The 17,424-nt window shown below is 35.4% G+C and carries 14 protein-coding genes; 9 read left to right on the top strand and 5 right to left on the bottom strand.

Translation table 11 applies throughout. From position 1 onward, the window contains the following. Positions 1-40 precede the first annotated feature (40 nt). From ALGA_RS04895 to ALGA_RS04880, 4 genes are all read left to right on the top strand, one after another. Complete coding sequence (locus tag ALGA_RS04895) at positions 41-2,506, top strand: TonB-dependent receptor (RefSeq protein ID WP_096428267.1); 2,466 nt, start codon at positions 41-43, stop codon at positions 2,504-2,506. A gap of 54 nt (positions 2,507-2,560) precedes the next feature. Then, on the top strand, positions 2,561-3,151 hold the full coding sequence (pnuC, locus tag ALGA_RS04890) for a nicotinamide riboside transporter PnuC (protein ID WP_096428266.1): 591 nt from the start codon (positions 2,561-2,563) through the stop codon (positions 3,149-3,151). Between the two features lie 51 nt (positions 3,152-3,202). Next, positions 3,203-3,820 (top strand): thiamine diphosphokinase, encoded by a 618-nt coding sequence (locus ALGA_RS04885; protein WP_096428265.1) that lies wholly within the window; start codon positions 3,203-3,205, stop codon positions 3,818-3,820. A gap of 143 nt (positions 3,821-3,963) precedes the next feature. Further along, positions 3,964-5,223, top strand: a complete 1,260-nt coding sequence (locus ALGA_RS04880) for a DcaP family trimeric outer membrane transporter (protein WP_096428264.1) — start codon at positions 3,964-3,966, stop codon at positions 5,221-5,223. Between the two features lie 254 nt (positions 5,224-5,477). On the opposite strand, the gene ALGA_RS04875 is transcribed toward ALGA_RS04880, so the two are convergent. The 5 genes from ALGA_RS04875 to ALGA_RS04855 are packed head-to-tail and all read right to left on the bottom strand — an operon-like array spanning position 5,478 to position 11,250. Then, the gene (locus ALGA_RS04875; RefSeq protein ID WP_096428263.1) at positions 5,478-7,343 is read right to left on the bottom strand and encodes a sensor histidine kinase; all 1,866 of its coding nucleotides are present in this window, start codon (positions 7,341-7,343) and stop codon (positions 5,478-5,480) included. A 41-nt stretch (positions 7,344-7,384) separates the two neighbouring features. Beyond that, the gene (dacB, locus tag ALGA_RS04870) at positions 7,385-8,809 is read right to left on the bottom strand and encodes a D-alanyl-D-alanine carboxypeptidase/D-alanyl-D-alanine endopeptidase (RefSeq protein WP_162845384.1); all 1,425 of its coding nucleotides are present in this window, start codon (positions 8,807-8,809) and stop codon (positions 7,385-7,387) included. After that, positions 8,802-9,002 carry an exodeoxyribonuclease VII small subunit gene (gene xseB / locus ALGA_RS04865; protein ID WP_096428261.1) on the bottom strand — a complete coding sequence of 67 codons (201 nt, stop codon included), beginning with the start codon at positions 9,000-9,002 and terminating at the stop codon, positions 8,802-8,804. Before xseB ends, dacB begins: the two co-directional genes overlap by 8 nt. Continuing rightward, entirely contained in the window at positions 8,995-10,413 is a 1,419-nt protein-coding gene (xseA, locus tag ALGA_RS04860) for an exodeoxyribonuclease VII large subunit (protein WP_096428260.1), read from the bottom strand. The genes xseB and xseA overlap by 8 nt, the downstream gene beginning before the upstream one ends. A 36-nt stretch (positions 10,414-10,449) precedes the next feature. After that, positions 10,450-11,250, bottom strand: a complete 801-nt coding sequence (locus tag ALGA_RS04855; protein ID WP_096428259.1) for a toxin-antitoxin system YwqK family antitoxin — start codon at positions 11,248-11,250, stop codon at positions 10,450-10,452. Between the two features lie 328 nt (positions 11,251-11,578). Here ALGA_RS04855 and ALGA_RS04850 point away from each other — a divergent pair, with 328 nt between their 5' ends. The 5 genes from ALGA_RS04850 to ALGA_RS04825 all read left to right on the top strand — a co-directional run bounded on the left by ALGA_RS04850 (position 11,579) and on the right by ALGA_RS04825 (position 17,174). Then, the gene (locus ALGA_RS04850) at positions 11,579-12,265 is read left to right on the top strand and encodes a hypothetical protein (RefSeq protein WP_096428258.1); all 687 of its coding nucleotides are present in this window, start codon (positions 11,579-11,581) and stop codon (positions 12,263-12,265) included. Positions 12,266-13,337: 1,072 nt separating this feature from the next. Further along, positions 13,338-14,900 carry a carboxypeptidase-like regulatory domain-containing protein gene (locus ALGA_RS04840; RefSeq protein ID WP_096428256.1) on the top strand — a complete coding sequence of 521 codons (1,563 nt, stop codon included), beginning with the start codon at positions 13,338-13,340 and terminating at the stop codon, positions 14,898-14,900. 258 nt (positions 14,901-15,158) lie between these two features. Continuing rightward, positions 15,159-16,067 carry a hypothetical protein gene (locus ALGA_RS04835; RefSeq protein ID WP_096428255.1) on the top strand — a complete coding sequence of 303 codons (909 nt, stop codon included), beginning with the start codon at positions 15,159-15,161 and terminating at the stop codon, positions 16,065-16,067. Positions 16,068-16,282: 215 nt separating this feature from the next. Then, entirely contained in the window at positions 16,283-16,792 is a 510-nt protein-coding gene (locus ALGA_RS04830) for a hypothetical protein (RefSeq protein WP_096428254.1), read from the top strand. Then, complete coding sequence (locus ALGA_RS04825; RefSeq protein WP_096428253.1) at positions 16,779-17,174, top strand: hypothetical protein; 396 nt, start codon at positions 16,779-16,781, stop codon at positions 17,172-17,174. The genes ALGA_RS04830 and ALGA_RS04825 overlap by 14 nt, the downstream gene beginning before the upstream one ends. Positions 17,175-17,424 lie beyond the last annotated feature (250 nt).

Genomic DNA, 17,424 nt, shown 5'->3' with positions numbered 1-17,424 from the left:
CCTCATTGCAATATTTTATTAACGTTTTAACTTATAAACAATGTTTACAAGAAAGATGAACTGTGTTTTGCGCAGATCAACACTGTTAATTGTATTGCAATTTGTATGTTTTATCGGATTTTCTCAATTGGCCGTAAATGGCACAATTACCGATAAAGCTGGAAAAGCACTTCCGGGTGCTACAATTGCAGTGAAAGGAACTTATTTAGGTACTGTTGCCAATTCGAATGGCAATTACAAGTTTCAGAATTTAAAGGAAGGAAATTACAGTTTAGTGGTTTCATTTTTGGGGTATCAAACAAATCAAAAAGAAGTGAAATTGGTAAAGTCGAAAAAGATTGACTTTAGCTTGGAGGCATCTGCCATTATGGCTGATGAAGTACTGGTTGCGGCAACACGTGCCGATAGAAAAACCCCAGTGGCATTAACTAATGTAAAAAAAGAAGATATTGTTGCGCGTAATTTAGGACAGGATATTCCTATGATTTTGTCGTCTACGCCTTCATTTGTAACTACTTCCGATGCAGGTTCTGGTGTTGGTTATACTGGATTTAGAGTAAGAGGAACCGATGCGAATCGAATTAATGTTACCATTGATGGTATTCCTTTGAATGATTCCGAATCTCATGGTGTCTATTGGGTGAATATGCCCGATTTTGCTTCTTCGGTAGAAGATATTCAAATTCAGCGGGGAGTTGGAACATCTACCAACGGAGCTGCAGCTTTTGGAGCAACAATAAATCTTCAAACTTCAAAAGTAGCTACTGAAGCATACGCTGAAATCGCGAGCTCAGCAGGATCATTCAACACTTTTAAAAACACTGTTAAAGTGGGAACCGGACTTGGAAAGAATGGATTTTCCTTCGATGCTCGTTTGTCTAAAATCACCTCTGATGGCTACATTGACAGAGCAACATCTGATTTGCAGTCTATTTTCCTATCAGGAGGATACTATGGTGAAAAAACAAGTATTAAAGCCAATTTTTTTACGGGGAAAGAGCAAACTTATCAGGCCTGGAATGGTGTTCCTAGTGTGAGATTAAATAATGATGAGGCTGGAATGCAGGAATATGCCGATAACTGGCTGATAAGTCAGGAAGCTGTTGATTTTATGAAAGCTTCGGATAGCAGAACCTACAATCTGTATACCTACAAGAATGAAACCGATAACTACTGGCAAAAACATTCGCAATTATTCTTAACTCATTTGTTATCAGAAAATACGAAACTGAATATTGGTTTGCACTACACCCATGGCGAAGGATACTATGAACAATTTAAACCAAACGATAAATTGAGCAAATATGGTTTGGATCCGATCGTAATTGGAAGTGAGAGCATCACCAAAACAGATGTGATCAGAAGAAAATGGTTGAATAATGATTTTTACGGAGCTGTTTTTTCTTTGAGTCATTCGTTCTCCAATGTTGATTTGGTTTGGGGGGGTGCCTTAAACAAATATGAAGGGGATCATTACGGAAGAATTCGTTGGATGAAAAATGCCGGTGATGCTTTTCTTGATCAGGAGTATTATGCAAGTACAGGAACCAAAACAGATTACAATACTTATTTAAAAGCCAACATTGCAATTTCTGAACAATTTAATCTTTACGCCGATATGCAGGTACGAGGTATAGATTACAAAATTGAAGGGATTGATGATGACTTTCGTGATTTGACCCAGCAACATGATTTTGTGTTTTTTAATCCGAAATTGGGCTTAAATCTCCAGTTGAATAATAATAACAGATTCTTTGCTTCTCTTGCAATTGCAAACAGAGAGCCAAACAGAAGTAATTATACTGATGCTGAGCAAGGTAAGACACCAACAAGTGAACGGTTATTCGATTATGAAATGGGTTACAAATTTACTAGCTCAAAAGCCTTTTTCGAGACAAACCTTTACTTCATGGACTATAAGGACCAATTGGTACTTACCGGACAAATTAATGATGTTGGAAGTGCTATAATGGTGAATGTTGCTGATAGTTACAGAATGGGAGCCGAACTTAGTGGAGGGGTTAAAATTTCTAAAGAGTTTGACTGGAGTGGAAATATCACTTTAAGTAAAAATGAGATTAAGAATTTTACAGAATATGTTGATGATTGGGATAATGGAGGTCAGATTGCAACAGATTTAGGAACTACAAATCTGGCTTTTTCTCCTGAAGTGACAGCAAATTCGATGTTTACTTATCAAAAATCAGGTTTCACTGCCCAGTTATCTTCTCAGTTTGTTGATGAGCAGTTCATTGATAACTCTTCGAGCAATGACAGAAAATTGGATTCTTATTTTGTGTCAAATCTGAATTTATCGTACGATATAAAGAGTAATTTATTTAAGAGTATGAGAGTGCATCTTCAGGTAAATAACTTATTTGATGAAGAGTATGAGTCGAATGCATGGGTCTATAGTTACAATACCGGAGGGACACGTTATAAAATGGACGGGTATTTTCCACAAGCAGGAATTAATTTCCTAGCTGGCGTAACTGTAAGATTTTAAATAAATTTGTAGGGATACAGGAAGTTGTGTCCCTACAAAATACATCTCAATAATATGAATTGGATACTTGATAATATCGTCGAAATAATTGGAACCATTGCCGGTTTAATCTTTTTGTACTTGGAGATTAAACAGAACAAGTGGTTGTGGCCAGTGGGTTTAATCACCTCTGTAATGTACATTTATGTGTTTTTCATTGCTAAGTTGTATGCAGATATGTCTCTTCAATTCTACTATGTTTTCATTAGTATTTACGGATGGATTGTATGGTCGAAAGGAGAGAGTAAAAAAGAACTTCCGGTAACCAGATTATCCAAGGAATTGTTCTTAATTCTCTTTGGAATGAGCATGTTTATTTATGCGATTATCTCCTATATATTGGTGATTTATACCGATGGTTCTATTCCATATTGGGATGCTTTTACAACAGCTTTGAGTATTGTTGCTACTTGGATGCTGGCAAGGAAAATATTGGAACAATGGCTGGTTTGGGCGATTGTAAATGCAGTTTCTTTGGGCTTATATATCTACAAAGGATTGTATCCAACCTCTGTTCTGTTCCTTTTTTATACTGTTTTGGCGGTAGTTGGCTATGTTCAATGGAAAAAAGATATGCTACTTTCTAAAGCAGTTTCAAGCAATTAGTTACTTTTGCGGGAGTAATTAAACAAGTTCTGAAAGTTTAGATCAATAAACATGCAAAAGAAAGCGGTAATTCTGGCAAATGGCTCGTTCCCAACGCACGAAATTCCTTTAAACGAATTAAAATCCTCAAAATACATTGTATGTTGCGATGGTGCAATCAATAAATTAGACGATGCTGGCTTTGAACCCTATTCAATTGTTGGAGATCTGGATTCTTTAAATCCGGAAATGAAATGGAAATATCGTGATATTATTCACCATTTTGCCAATCAGGATACCAACGATTTAACCAAGGCTATTAATTGGTGTTTGGAAAACAACTTTTCGGAAGTTGTTATTGTTGGAGCAACCGGACAGCGCGACGATCATATGATTGGAAATGTGTTCTTATTACCTGGATTTGCTAAAAAAATAAAGGTGAAAATGCTTACCAGTTATGGTTGTTTCACACCTATTCTTCGATCAAAGAATTTCGACAGTTATACTCGTCAGCAAGTCTCAATATTTTCCCCAAACTCGGAGACTTTAATTTCTACTGCCAACTTACGATATGCATTAACAGAACAAAAGCTGGAAATGATGTATCAGGGAACCTTAAATGAATCGATGGGAGACAGCTTTCGAATTGAATTTGACGGAGGCCCATTAATTATCTATCAGGAGTATTAACATTTTTTTTGTGTGTAGTAGTGGATTCTTCTCGTAGTTGTGTTTTTTTTGTTCGGGTAAGACAAGTTGTAAAGCTGTTTTATAATATCCTTAAAAATTAATATTCCTGTTTATCTTTGAGGCGCAAAAAACTAATACTATCTATGAAACAAATTAACTACCTACTATTGTTAGCACTCTTCTGTGTTGGCATACCAAATCTGAATGCGCAAGAGAAGAAAGATGAAATTAAAGTGAAATTTGGAGGCTATGTGCACTCTTTATTTACTTATGATACTCGTCAAACAGTTAGTGCCCGCGAAGGATTCATCTTACTATATCCAAAAGACGAACTTTTAGATGGAAGTGGAAAGGACATGAATAAAGGGGCTGTTTACAATATGGCTGTTATTCAGTCGCGTGTAAATGCAAAAATTACCGGACCTGAAATTTTGGGAGCAAAGACCAATGGATTATTGGAAGCAGAGTTTATCGGTAATGCCGAATCGGATGTGAATGGATTGCGTTTGCGTCATGCTTTTGTGAATTTAGATTGGGGAACAACATCCTTGTTGATTGGACAAACATGGTCGCCTTTATTTAATGCTGAAATCTTTCCATGCACAGTTGGCGCCAATGCCGGATTGCCATTCAAAGCTTTTGCGCGAAATCCTCAGTTACGTTTAACACACAAAACAGGGAATTGGAAATTTTTAGCCGCGATTGCTTCCGAACGCGATTACACAAGCACCGGACCTGATGGAGCAAGCAATAAATATTTAAGAAATTCAGGATTACCTATTCTTCAGGGACTGGTTCATTATTATGCAGGAAAACATGTATTTGGACTAAGTGGAGAGTTTAAAAACATCAAACCATCTTTAACAAGTACAACCGGATCTGCAGAAGATGGGGATTTAACGAGCTGGAAGAATGATGAAACACTTTCATCGTGGGCCGTGGTTGCCTCTTATAAGTTGAATTTAAAGCCAATTACTTTCAAGACCCAAACTACTTATGGTACCAACTTAACCGATGTTCTAATGTTGGGCGGTTATGCTGCTAAAAGCGTAAACCCAATGACCAACGAGGCAAGTTATACAGGAATTAAGGTTTTAGGCACTTGGGCTGATATTTCATATAAAAAGAACAATTTTGAACTGGCATTATTGGCAGCTTACTCAAAAAATATGGGTGCTGAAGATAAAGTAATATCAGGAATGATTTACAGCAGAGGGAAAAATATTGGCGAGTTGTATCGCATTGCACCAAGGGTTTCGAAACGTTTCGAAAATTTTAAAATGGAATTAGAGGTAGAATATACTGCCGCTGCTTATGGTGATGTAACCGAAATGGCCGAAGTGGAGAATACGCACTGGGTTGGAAATACAAGAATTTCTGCAGGTTTTTATTACTTCTTTTAAAAAGAAATTGATCCAAAATACAGAAGGCGAACAGTAATGTTCGCCTTTATTTTTTCACACGAGTTCGATATAAAATTTATTGATTGCAGGTAAATGGCATTTTGCTTAGTAAACAATTACCTTTTGGTTCTTAAGGTTTAGTTTTTGAAGATCGTTCGGAGAAAAAGGCTTTAAGATAAAGGCTAACAGCTTGTTCGAGCAATAGCATAAGCTCAAATTACTTGTTTATGTTGCCTTAGACCGAACTCAGCTTATTAGAAAGGTATGGTGAAATAAAAAGTGGTTCCCTCACCAGGTTTCGATGTAAACCATATTTCTCCACCTAGCAATTCTACCAGGCTTTTACTGATTGCTAAACCCAAACCAGTACCGCCATATTTCCTTGTGTCTACATTTAAATCGGCTTGACGGAAACGGTCGAAAATTATCTTTCGTTTGTCTTCGGCAATACCAATTCCCGTATCTTTTACAAAAAAACGAAGGAAATCTCCTTTAATATCATAGCCAATTTCAATTGTCCCTAAGGCCGTAAATTTGATTGAATTTTCTATCAAATTATTGAAAACCTGAAGCAGTCGCATCGTGTCGGTATTGAATTCGGTGATGCTTCTATCATCGGGTAGCGTAGTTGTGAATGAAAGTTTTTTGTTGTCATGCAATTCCAGTATTGCTTCGTATATTTCGTTCAGATTTACGAACAAATCATCCAGCACGCATTTACTTTTTACAATCTTTAATTGATTGGTTTCAATTTTAGATATATCTAATATGTCGCTAATTAAGCGAAGCAAGTGTTTTGTGTTTCTTTGGATGATTGAGATAAATCGATTCCGCTTTTCGATTTCGATATTTTTTCCTGCCAAAAGATCCGTAAAGCCTAAAATAGCATTCATTGGAGTGCGTATTTCGTGAGACATATTGGCTAAAAAGGCCGATTTTAATCTGCTTGATTCTTCCGCAGCCTCCTTGGCAATCATCAAACTTTCATGATTGGCTTGAATCTCCAACAGATGAGTCTTCTCTTTTTGAGCACGAACTTTTCGTAAATGAATATTAATGGTCATTACAATAATAATAATTGTAAGGAGAATCAGCACTGTAAGGGTCAGAACAACAATTTCTTTATTTTCGCGAACAAAGCTGTAGGGTTCATTAATAATGTAAGAATCTTTTGGAAGTTTAGATCTGTCTATATTAAAATGAGTTAGTTGTTTGTAGTCAAAACAGTATTCATATTCAGCCAGTTTTGGTGGCAGATCGTTAATGTTGGCTCCGGCAAGAACTTTCTTTGCCATTTCCGAAACCAGTTTGCCCTGATTTCTTCCCGTAATTAAAGCACCACCAACAGCACCTCGGTTCATATAAAAATCCCAAACGCAATAAATTGGTACAGAGCAATAGGGTTTAGCTTCTTTAAAGCTATCCTCGTAGGTTACATAATTCCCCTTAGAGTCACGATTGTAAACCAAATAAAAAACGATACTGCCTTTCGAAAGAGAGCTTAACTGAATTTGTAAATCATTTATGTTATCTGGTTGAATGAACCGATACCGGAATGCTTTTTTCATGTGCTCAAAATCATTTTTTAGAGCATTAGCAGCAGTTTCCCCGGTCGTACTATGATCACTCACAACAACAATTTCTTTGTAATCTGGATGATTGTTTTCAATAAGATGAATAGTAGAACAATAGTTCGTGTTTTCAAAAACCCCGCTGTATCCTTTCGGAACATCAATAATTGAGTTCAGACCACAAAATAAAACAGGTACATCACCAAAAATTTTCTCTTTATATTCAAGCAAGAAATCGTAGGCATTGTTATCTGTTGATATAATTAAATCGAATTTTTTATTCTGATATTTATCCTGATAAAAGCGGGCAAGAATATTCAGATATTCCTTTGTGAAATTCCTTTTCGTATCCATATCCTCTATGTGAAGAGAATAAGATAATTCTGATGAGAATTCTCTTTTAATGCTGGTTACAATCGAGTCGGTCCAACTTAAGCCATTGTGATAGGAATTTAAGACTAAAATATCTTTCTGATTAGACGAAAAACCTTTTACACAGAAAAGTAAAAGAAGGAGTAGAATAGGTAAGGATTGCTTTATAATTTTCATAGAATCTTATATTGGAATCAGCAAACAGATGCAATTTGAAGTTAAGAATTATAAAGTTTATTTAAAAGAGTTAAAAGTTTATTATTTATAGTAGAGGATGAGCAGAAATAATTATTAATTAAAATAGTTACTGCATATTCTTTTCCTGATTTTGTCTGTAGATAGCCGCAATAAGTTCTTACGCCAGTCATCGATCCTGTTTTGGACTTCCAATTCCCACGTAAATCACTATTCTTTCCAAAAGATTTTAAAGTTCCTGATATCCCGGCAACGGGCAATGACGAAATAAATTCATTGGCATACTCGCTATGGTACATGACTCTTAAAACCTGATCGAAGAAATCTGCAGGAACAGCATTGAAGTGGGAGAGTCCGCTTCCATCGTATAGTGAGATGTATTTTGTGGCAAGGCCTTTTTGCTCCCAGAAATTATTCACCGCCTCGATTCCATTTTCCCAGCTTGCTTTCCCAAATTCTTTATTGCCAATTTCAAAGAGTAGATGGTCAGCAAACAGATTAATACTTTTTTGATTGGTAAGCTTTACGATCTCTTTTAGTTTCGGAGAATTAAGACTAATAAGCAGTTGCATGCCTTCACCTGAAAATGTCTTATTCTCCAGCTTGATTCCGGCATGCCGAAAAGATTGATTCAGAGTTTCAGCCAAACTGTTTTTAGGATGTAAAAGAGCTCCTTTAACCCTAAAATGGGCTCTGTTTTGCGGAATACTGCCTTCAATTCGCCTTTTATTACTGGTGTTTCCGCCAAAAATGTAGGCTAAATCGCGGTTTATGCTTGAACTTACAACGTGATTGTCGAAAAGCAATCCGGTATTTTGTGGTTCTGTCTTTACTAATCGGCTTGTACTTCCAGCCTTTCCCGATGAAAAGAACAGCGTGTATAGGTTGTCATGAAAGCTAAGTCCATTGGGAATTGCACCGTAGTAATTGGCAATATCTTCCCAGATCCAGGTCGAGGGAATTTTTGGATTTATATAGGAATCATCAGTGATGATTTTCCCTTTAATCTTATTGATGCCAAGTGCTTTAATTTTCTCAGCAATTAAAAGCCCTACAGATTCGTTATCGGTAAAATATTTTGAGCCCAATGTTGGGTCACCAAAGCCTTTTACAATCAGATTACCTGTAAGAGTCCCATTCGCAAGAAGCTCTCCGTCGGTTTTGATTTGCGTTTTAAATTGGTAGTTACTGCCCAAAATTTCTAAAGCCGCGGCCGTAGTAATTAATTTTTGAGTAGATGCGGGAGTCAAAGCCAAATGAGCTTGATTGGCTGCTAAATTTTCACCTGTTTTCACATTCGAGATTACAATTCCCAGACCTGCTGATTGAAAACAGCTATCCAAAGCAAATTCATCTACATAAGCCTGTAATTTATTCGTCTCAGTTTTCTGAGCCTCGCAAGAAATCCCCAGTAGGGAAATAATGAAAACAAGCAGCAATTTATTCATCCATTTCATTTAAAATTTTCTCAACTTCTTTTTCCGTATTGTGAAGCTTCTCTTTGCAAATTACAAGAAGTTCAGAAACCCTTTTTACCTTTTCAGATAATTCATCCACATCCAATTCATCATTTTCAATGGAAGCAATGGTTTCCTCTATTTCGGTAATTGCATCGCGATAGCTTGTTTTCTTTTTAGCCATTGGTATTTAATTTAGTATTTCGATTTTCCTTTTTTTTATTGATTTTCTGAACCTGACTCTCAACGCTTCCGTTTGCAAATCGGGTTTCGATAATATCCTGGGGCAATAGCTGATCAATATTTTTTATTATTTTCCCTGCCTTCAAACTTAAAGTATACCCTTTTTTCAGAACGTTTTCTGGATTGAGGTATTTTACTGAATGCTCAAATAGGGAAATGTTGTGTTTTTGTTGCTCTAATCGCCTTTTAATTTTCGTTCGCAGGTCAATGGTAGTCTGATCAAGCCGAGTCTTTCGGTTTTCAATTCTTCTCTTGGTTGAATACTGAAACTGTGAATTTAGCTTTTGCTGATAATGTTCCTGATCGGCCAGTAAATTTTTGCCTGCAGTTTTTAATCTCTGCTTGGCTAAGCTCAAGCGACTCGATTTCCGTTCCAGTATTTGACCCACCATGGGCGAGAATTTGTTCGTTAAAAATACGAGTCGTTCCGATGAGGATAATAGAATTTCATTCACCTCTTCTAAAAATTGTTCTCTTAAATTATTCTGATATTCTTGGCACTTGTCGAAACAATCAATTAAGAATTCCGCAGCAGCCGTTGGTGTCTTTACTTTAGTGTGTGCTACCAAATCAACAATTGTTTCATCTCTTTCGTGTCCAATACCCGAAATTACCGGTAGCGGAAACTGAGCAATATTAAAAGCCAGCCAATAGCTGTCGAAGCAATTTAAATCGGACTGCGAGCCACCACCGCGAATAATTGCAACAACATCAAAAATAGCTTCGTTCTCGTTAATTTTATCGAGTGCTGCAATAATCGATTCTTCGGCATTGTTTCCCTGCATAATAGCAGGAAATAATTTGTAATGGAATTTATAAGCGAAGGGATTGTTCTCGAGCTGATTCGTGAAGTCGTCTAATCCTGCTGCCGTGGGCGACGAGATAATGGCGATGCATTTTGGAACCTCAGGAAATGCCAATTCCTTATTCATTTCCAACACACCTTCTTCATCCAATCGGGATATGATTTCTTTTCTTCGCCTGGCCATATCACCTAAAGTATAGGTGGGGTCAATGTCTTTGATATTTATAGAGAATCCATAAATTTCATGAAACTCAACACTAACATTTACCAATACTTTTATTCCCGATGAAAAAGGCTGACCTGTTGTTGTTTCGAAGTAAGGCTTAAGCATTCGAAAGGTATACGACCAAATGGTTGCTTTTGCTTTCGCAATAATCTGATCGCTGCTTTCATCTTTTTCGACTAGTTCCAGGTAGCAATGTCCATTCTGATTGTAGCGCAGTTCACTAATTTCCGCCACAATCCAAATGCCCGAAGTAAATGTTTCGGAAAGGATATTTTTTATTTGCTGATTCAGCTGAAAAAGGCTGATTCCTTTTTGGCTCATACGGGCTAACTTAGTGATTTTGTACGTTTAGAATACTTATTTATTGTAGGTTCTAAGATAAGAATCAGGATCGTTAACAAATTTTTCAGGATCAGTTAAATGTGAGTTATTCTTCTCCAGATCCTTCAATTTATCTTGCTGAATTTTATCCAATTCATCCTGATTGTCGGCAACACCATTTTTGTAATCAATGCTGAATTGTAGTTCACCTTTGTTGGAATAAAAATCCCATTTGCCTTCACGTTTGTTATTTTTGTAGGCACCACTGTATTCAATTACGCCATTAGAGAAATACGACTGAGTAATGCCATCTAACTTTCCTGAACTATAATTTGCTTCCAAATAGGATTTCCCATTTTCGAAAAAGCGTTTCCACTCACCATTTCGTTCACCATTTAGGAAGTTAAGCGTTTCGGCTGGTTTTCCGTTTTTAAAATAGTAAACACTTTCACCACTCTTACTACCCTTATCGAATGTTTCGCTTGCGCGGATGTTTTTATTTTTATCGAAATATACCCAAACGCTATCCTTTTTCGATTGAATAAAATTTCCTCGTGCAATTAATTGTGCCGATTCATTATAAAGCTTCGCTTTGGCTTTTTGTCCATTATCACTAAAGAATAATTCTGCTTTTAAATTGCCGTTTTCGTGATATCGATTCATTTCCCCAATCGGATAATTGTCTTTAAAAGTTCCGGAATAGTTAAGCTTGCCATTGGCGTGCGATTTTTCCCATACACCCTGTTTGTTCCCGTGCTCGTCGGTTCTATTAATTTGCTGGGCAAAGTTTAACAGTGGTAAAAGAATAAAGGCAAGTAATAGTATTTTTTTCGTCATCTTATTTTTATCGGGTCTATACAAAACTAGTAAAAGATTGGTTGATGCTAAAAAAAACAGACAGCTTTTCCTATTAAAATCAAGACCCTTCAATGAGCTGTTCTGAAAACATGTTGTACATCATTTTCAATATTTTTCCGATCGTACTGATTTTTCGTATTTTATGAGTCTGAAATGATATTGATTCGTGTAATTATGTAATGAATTAACGAAGTATTATTTCTGAATTATTCAGTGCTGTTTCAAAAGATTCTGTAGGTGGTGAGATAGAATACAGTAAAGAATGAGAGTATTTAAAATGTAAGCATAAACTAACAAAATTGGTGACATGGAAACAATAGATTTTCCTTTTAGTTTTGATGAAATGCCGGTGGCGGCAAAATTCCTATTGGAGTCTTACTCAAGAGATATGGATGATTTCAATAGAATGTATCCGGTATTCGATGAGACTTTTAAGAATCGTGTAAGCGAGCAAATTCAGCGGGCAAAAGAATACGTGTGTTGTGGTCCCGAGGGAATGCAAATTCAAAGCCTGCGATTTGGTATTTATAAGCGAATAGAAAATCTGAACAACATGATACTTGAAGTTCAGGATAACTTTCCAGTATCTCGAATTAAGGAATTTGAGAAGATTATAGAGATCATTGAAAAGAAGGATTTGAAAGCCATTCTAACAGTGATTCCAAAATTTGTAGTGCAATTGGAGGCGAATATTCCCAGGGAAAATGCAGAAGTTACCCAAACGATAATCGATCGGATATTGACTCTTTTTCAGGTTCTTAAATTAAATAAAATAGAACTCAATCGATTGCTTAACTCGAGAGGTTTACTTAAAGAAGAAGTGTTTCGTTGCTTAAATCATTTGTGGGCAACTATGCAGGATATCATGGAAATAGGACAGGTTTTGTATAAAAAATCAGATCCAATGAAATGTGTGGAGTATGAATCGAACTATTTAAAAATGAAAGTAAACAGTTTTTTTATGCATGCCAATGAGGATTTGGTAAGCATATAAATCCAATTCAGTGCCTACTTATTTCAATAAAATACAAAGCCCATTTTGATTTTCAAAATGGGCTTTGTGCTGTCAAGTAATATCTGTTTGGCACTCAAATTATCTCCTGACGATTTGTAATACCGATTAGAATCTATGATTACGCACTAATTTCTTCCCATCAATTGGAATTATTAGTGAGCTTTAAATAACTATCGGTAGGATACCAGTAGGCAAATTTATGTGTGAAATGATAGTCAGTGTAGCTCCAAATTAAACGGTTTTAAATTTTCTTATTTAACAGACATTTTTCCTATCCAGAGGGGGAAATTCCTATCCAGAGAGAGAAACATGCTATCGGGAGAGGGAAAGTTCCTGTTCTGAGAGGGAAGCTTGCTATTCGGAGAGGGAAGTTCCCTATCACAAGAGGGATGATTGCCCAAAAAACAGGCAATTGTGTCCTGCAAAGAGGCCTGAATCCCTATCAAACAGGCATGCTTCCTGCTTTTTACTCCAATCCTGCTTCTTTTATAGGGAAGTTGGTAGCACAAATAGGGAATGTTCCTGTTCCGAGAGGGAAGTTTGCTCTTACCAATAGGCAATTGTGCCCTGCAAAGAGGCATGAATCTCTTTGAAACAGGTGTACTTCCTGCTTTTTACTCCAATCGGGTCTCTTTTATAGGGAAGGTGGTACCACAAAAAGGGAATGTTTCTATAAATGCAAGCAATTGTGTCCTGCAAAGAGACATGATTCCTTCACGAACAGGCATCTTTAATTGCCTAAGTGGCTTGTAGTAATCTTGCTAATTTAGATCGTGAATTTTCCAATTGATTAACTATAAAATAGGTGCATGTTTACTTTGTTGCACTCATATTGTTTTGTAGATTTGAAACGGTAAATCCAAAAAGGTGCACAATACACGCCATATGGGTATGTATTGTGCACCTTTTTATTTGATATAGTAGAAATAAGTGCACCAGTGCACATATAAAGAAGTTGTGCTCAATGCTGAATTCTAGTAAGATTAATTCCTGCTAGCAAGGAAATATGTAAGCTAAAGTCCTAAATATTAAAATTTAATAATTTCCACCTATGTCTAATGTAAAAAACTCTTCCAGCAAAAACAATTGGAAAAAAATATACAGCTCCCTTACTTTTATTTTAATCCTATTTTCACATTTCACGGTGTACTCTCAATCTTCTGATTTTATCTATGGGAAATTAATTGACTCAGATAGCGGTGAAGGAATCCCTTTTGCAACAATTACGGTTAAAGATTTGGGGAAAGGTGTAATCTCTAATGCTCAAGGAGATTTTTCAATTCCTAAAACAATTCAAAATATGAATGATACTCTTATCATATCCTGCCTCGGTTATACATCAAAGTATGTTAATTTAAAAAACTTGAAAAAACAAGAATTGAATACGATTGCCCTCAAGGTCGCTATCATATCGTTGGATGAAGTTATGATAAAAGCGAAAAAAGTAAAATCTTTGTCTCCTAAAAAAATAGTAAAAAGATCCATCGAACAAATACCAAAGAATTATTCCCAAAGTCCTTTTTCTTATGTTGCATATTATCGTGACTATCAGACGAAATCAGATAATTATATCAATCTCAATGAATCATTAATTGAAGTTTTTGATGATGGTTTCAATACCTGTGACCGTATGGATACTAAAATCCGTCTTTTGGAATACAAAGTTAACCATGAATTTGAACGAGACTCAACACTTGAAATCAACTATGACAATTTTGACAGTAAATTCATACCAAATGCTCGTATTGACCCTAGTGGAGGGAATGAACTGACAATGCTGATGATTCATGATGCCATAAGAAATTACGAACAACCTGCATACTCTTTCATGTACATAATGAAAGAGGATTTTCTAAAAAATCATAAATTCAAGCTAGCCAAGATTATTAAAATGGAAGGTGGCTCTTTTTATGTTATTGACTTCAAATTATCAAATCCTCTATCTGTTGATAATTATCAAGTCTTTGGTCAATTGTTCATTAATAGGGACACTTATGCCATTCACAAATTATTCTATTCTCTATTCAATACTCAAAAAAAAGAAAAGCAGCTCATCTTCAATGCACAAGTTGAATACGCAAAGCATCAAGACCTTATGTATCTCAATTACATTTCCTTTAGCAACGTGTTCGAAATGCCAAACCCCAAAGATTTTGCTATTACAGAAATACTGTACGACTCGAAGAAAAACTTACTGTTTGTTACATTCAACAACCCTTATTCACCTGACGTAGTATCGAAACTATCTAATTATAAGGTCAAGGTTGATAATAAAAAAGTGGACGTGAAAGAGGTCGTTAAAGATTCTTTAAACAACAAAAAAATCAGCCTTATGCTAGATGATGTCTCTGACTTTCCTAAAATTACAAATGATGATTCAAACAGGTTAAAGATTTATATTAAAAATTTAAATGACACAGAAGGTCGCATATTGGGCGAGCGAACATATTTGAATTATAAACAATATCGAGAAATGTTTGTGCAACAAGTACATATAAGCTGGAAGGAAAAACCGATATTTATTATTGACAAGTTTTTGCCTTTGAAGGACAACAAAATCTCTAAATCTACAGAAACTCAGGAATATTGGATGAACACACCATTAATGAAATAGATTATTCAACAAATGATTATTATGAAGCCGTTCTCAAAGAGACAATACCATAATTAATGAACTATTAAAAAGATAATAAAAAACAAAAACACTGAGCACAACACTTTGCATATTCCATAAGGGGTTCAGTGGTATGCGAGCAGCGGGTGTCCGCTCAATCTCTCGTCCGTACCCGGACAGAGATTCACACGCAAACCCTTACGTAACATGCAATTTTCCGTTATGCACAATATATAGGAAACTCAAATATAAAATTGAATGGACAATAATGAAAAGTTAAGTTCTCACGATCTTAACACAAACCGTTTAAAGGAAATTGCGGAAAGAGAGAAAGAATTGAAACGGGAAAAATCGATGCTTTTGAGGGATAAACCTTGGTACACTAAAGCTTCAAATTGGATTGCAATTTTTGCAATAATTATATCAGCAACTCTTTCAATTTACACCTTAAATAGGACAGATAAGAAAAAGCAACTTACAGTTTCCTATTCAAAAACTAGCTCTCTTTTTACTAATATCTCTAGAAACGAATATAGTTTTCAATTGCTTTATGATAGTCTCACTATTGAGAATTTATCAAAGCTTTCTGTCCGCATGACTAACACTGGCGAGAAATCAATCTCATCTGATGATTTTAAGGATGGTCCTATTAGAGTCATTTTCTCAAATGATGATATTGACAAAAATGAAACAATTCCAACAATAATAGATATAGTTACAAAGCAGAGGGCAAATCAAACAAACGATAAGATTATCTACGATAATAAATTGAATTCGTCTTTTGAATATTTACCAAGTTTATTGAATAAAGGAGAATCTATCGAGCTAGAAATTTATTTATCCTGCACTTCCACTTCTGTTTCAAATATTATTGGTAAAATAACAGACGGAGAATTAATAAATACGGGATTAAGCAGTAATGAAAAGAATCAAAATGAGAATTTGTCTTTTAATACAATCTTTAAAAGTTTTTCGAATGCAGTTGGAAGTAAAACCTTATCAGTAATCATACTGATAATTCTATCAATTACAGCTATAATATATCTCGTTTTAGAACTTCCATTAGTAGGTTTTGATGACAAAGAAGATACAGTTATAAGTATTTCTGCTATGACAATTGGTCTTTTCCCGATACTATTATTGTTTCTTCAATTAATTTATGGATAATTTGGAAAAAATAAAGTGCATAACAAAAGCTATATGTAATGCGGGGGTCAGCGGGTAAATCAACCGCAGTTCTTCGTTGCAACACCGCCAAATCTTTGATTTGACGATGGATTTAATTTATGGAAAATAAAAGATTTGGCTAATTGCGGATTTGAAAGTAAAGTGCTTCGAAATCCCGCAAAACACATAGCAAGCCCGTTGTATGCCATTAGAAAATGAGATTTGAATTAGAACCACATATTGGAGCAGGAAAAATAAAACTTGGAATGACGAGAGATGAAACTCGAAAAATTCTTGGTAAGCCTGAATACTCATCAGAAAAATCAGTAATGAACTATGGAGATTTTTCAATGCCTGTTCCAACAAAAGATGGCTACTTCAAAAATGAACTACAGATAACATTTGATGATAACAACAAAGCTGATTTTATTGAGTTCTCAGGTAAGGATTCTGAATTTACTGAAGTATATCTAAGTGAAATTGAAATTTTTAAGACTCCTGCTCCACAATTAATAAAGGAGATATCTGTTTCGACAAATTCTGATTTTGATAATGAAGAAGAGGAAATCCCATATTCATATGTTTTCCCCTCTATAGACTTAGCAGTTTGGAGACAAGTAATTCCCGAAATGGATGAGCAAACGGAAGAAATCCCAGAATCTGATGAAGGAAAATACTTCTGGACAATTGGAATAGGAATAAAAGGGTATTATGAAAATGAATAAGTCACTAAAAATAGCGGTTGAAAAAGAGAGTGAAGAAGACTTGATTAATTGTCTAGATTTCAGAAAAATAAAAGACATTGATTCGAGTCAATATGACTTGTTTGAAAAAGCTCTTACTGGAAGGTGGCATAGTCAACACGAAGACCTAGTGAATACCATTTATCTAGAAAATCTCACGGATGACCGATTCGTAGAACCAATTCTCGATATCGCCTTGGATAAAGAAATTTTTAGACCGTACGATGATGAATTAGAATCGACTTTAAGAAAATGTGTACACGCATTAAAAACGATTGACTCTGAGAAATCAACTGCTGCGCTGAAAAGATTGAAAGAACTTAATAACGACAATGTGGAAAACGCATTGGAAATGTATAAATAAAAAAAACGGCATACAACACGCGTAACCCTTGCACAACCAAATAATATTTCTAAAAAATAAGATGGGAGCTTTTAAAACTTCTTTTATTGGCTTAATAATCCCGAAACTTAAAATTAGTGAAGGCATAAAAAGGAATTAAATGCGCCAAATTGGTTCATTACAATAGAAAAATAGCTAATGGCCTGATTTACCATTATCTCAGTCTTTTGTAAGCAATCCAACTAGATAATTGTAAAAAAAAAGGAGGTGC

This window comes from Labilibaculum antarcticum (assembly GCF_002356295.1).
GTDB classification, from domain to species: Bacteria; Bacteroidota; Bacteroidia; order Bacteroidales; family Marinifilaceae; genus Labilibaculum; species Labilibaculum antarcticum.
Note: the sequence above shows the minus strand (reverse complement) of the source record. Positions and strands in the feature narration are given on the sequence as shown.

Excerpts from the sequence above, each read along its gene's own strand:
- ALGA_RS04895 (WP_096428267.1), top strand. The coding sequence starts at position 41 with ATGTTTACAAGAAAGATGAACTGTGTTTTGCGCAGATCAACACTGTTA.
- pnuC (WP_096428266.1), top strand. The coding sequence starts at position 2,561 with ATGAATTGGATACTTGATAATATCGTCGAAATAATTGGAACCATTGCC.
- ALGA_RS04885 (WP_096428265.1), top strand. The coding sequence starts at position 3,203 with ATGCAAAAGAAAGCGGTAATTCTGGCAAATGGCTCGTTCCCAACGCAC.
- ALGA_RS04880 (WP_096428264.1), top strand. The coding sequence starts at position 3,964 with ATGAAACAAATTAACTACCTACTATTGTTAGCACTCTTCTGTGTTGGC.
- ALGA_RS04875 (WP_096428263.1), bottom strand. The coding sequence starts at position 7,343 with ATGAAAATTATAAAGCAATCCTTACCTATTCTACTCCTTCTTTTACTT.
- dacB (WP_162845384.1), bottom strand. The coding sequence starts at position 8,809 with ATGAATAAATTGCTGCTTGTTTTCATTATTTCCCTACTGGGGATTTCT.
- xseB (WP_096428261.1), bottom strand. The coding sequence starts at position 9,002 with ATGGCTAAAAAGAAAACAAGCTATCGCGATGCAATTACCGAAATAGAG.
- xseA (WP_096428260.1), bottom strand. The coding sequence starts at position 10,413 with ATGAGCCAAAAAGGAATCAGCCTTTTTCAGCTGAATCAGCAAATAAAA.
- ALGA_RS04855 (WP_096428259.1), bottom strand. The coding sequence starts at position 11,250 with ATGACGAAAAAAATACTATTACTTGCCTTTATTCTTTTACCACTGTTA.
- ALGA_RS04850 (WP_096428258.1), top strand. The coding sequence starts at position 11,579 with ATGGAAACAATAGATTTTCCTTTTAGTTTTGATGAAATGCCGGTGGCG.
- ALGA_RS04840 (WP_096428256.1), top strand. The coding sequence starts at position 13,338 with ATGTCTAATGTAAAAAACTCTTCCAGCAAAAACAATTGGAAAAAAATA.
- ALGA_RS04835 (WP_096428255.1), top strand. The coding sequence starts at position 15,159 with ATGGACAATAATGAAAAGTTAAGTTCTCACGATCTTAACACAAACCGT.
- ALGA_RS04830 (WP_096428254.1), top strand. The coding sequence starts at position 16,283 with ATGAGATTTGAATTAGAACCACATATTGGAGCAGGAAAAATAAAACTT.
- ALGA_RS04825 (WP_096428253.1), top strand. The coding sequence starts at position 16,779 with ATGAAAATGAATAAGTCACTAAAAATAGCGGTTGAAAAAGAGAGTGAA.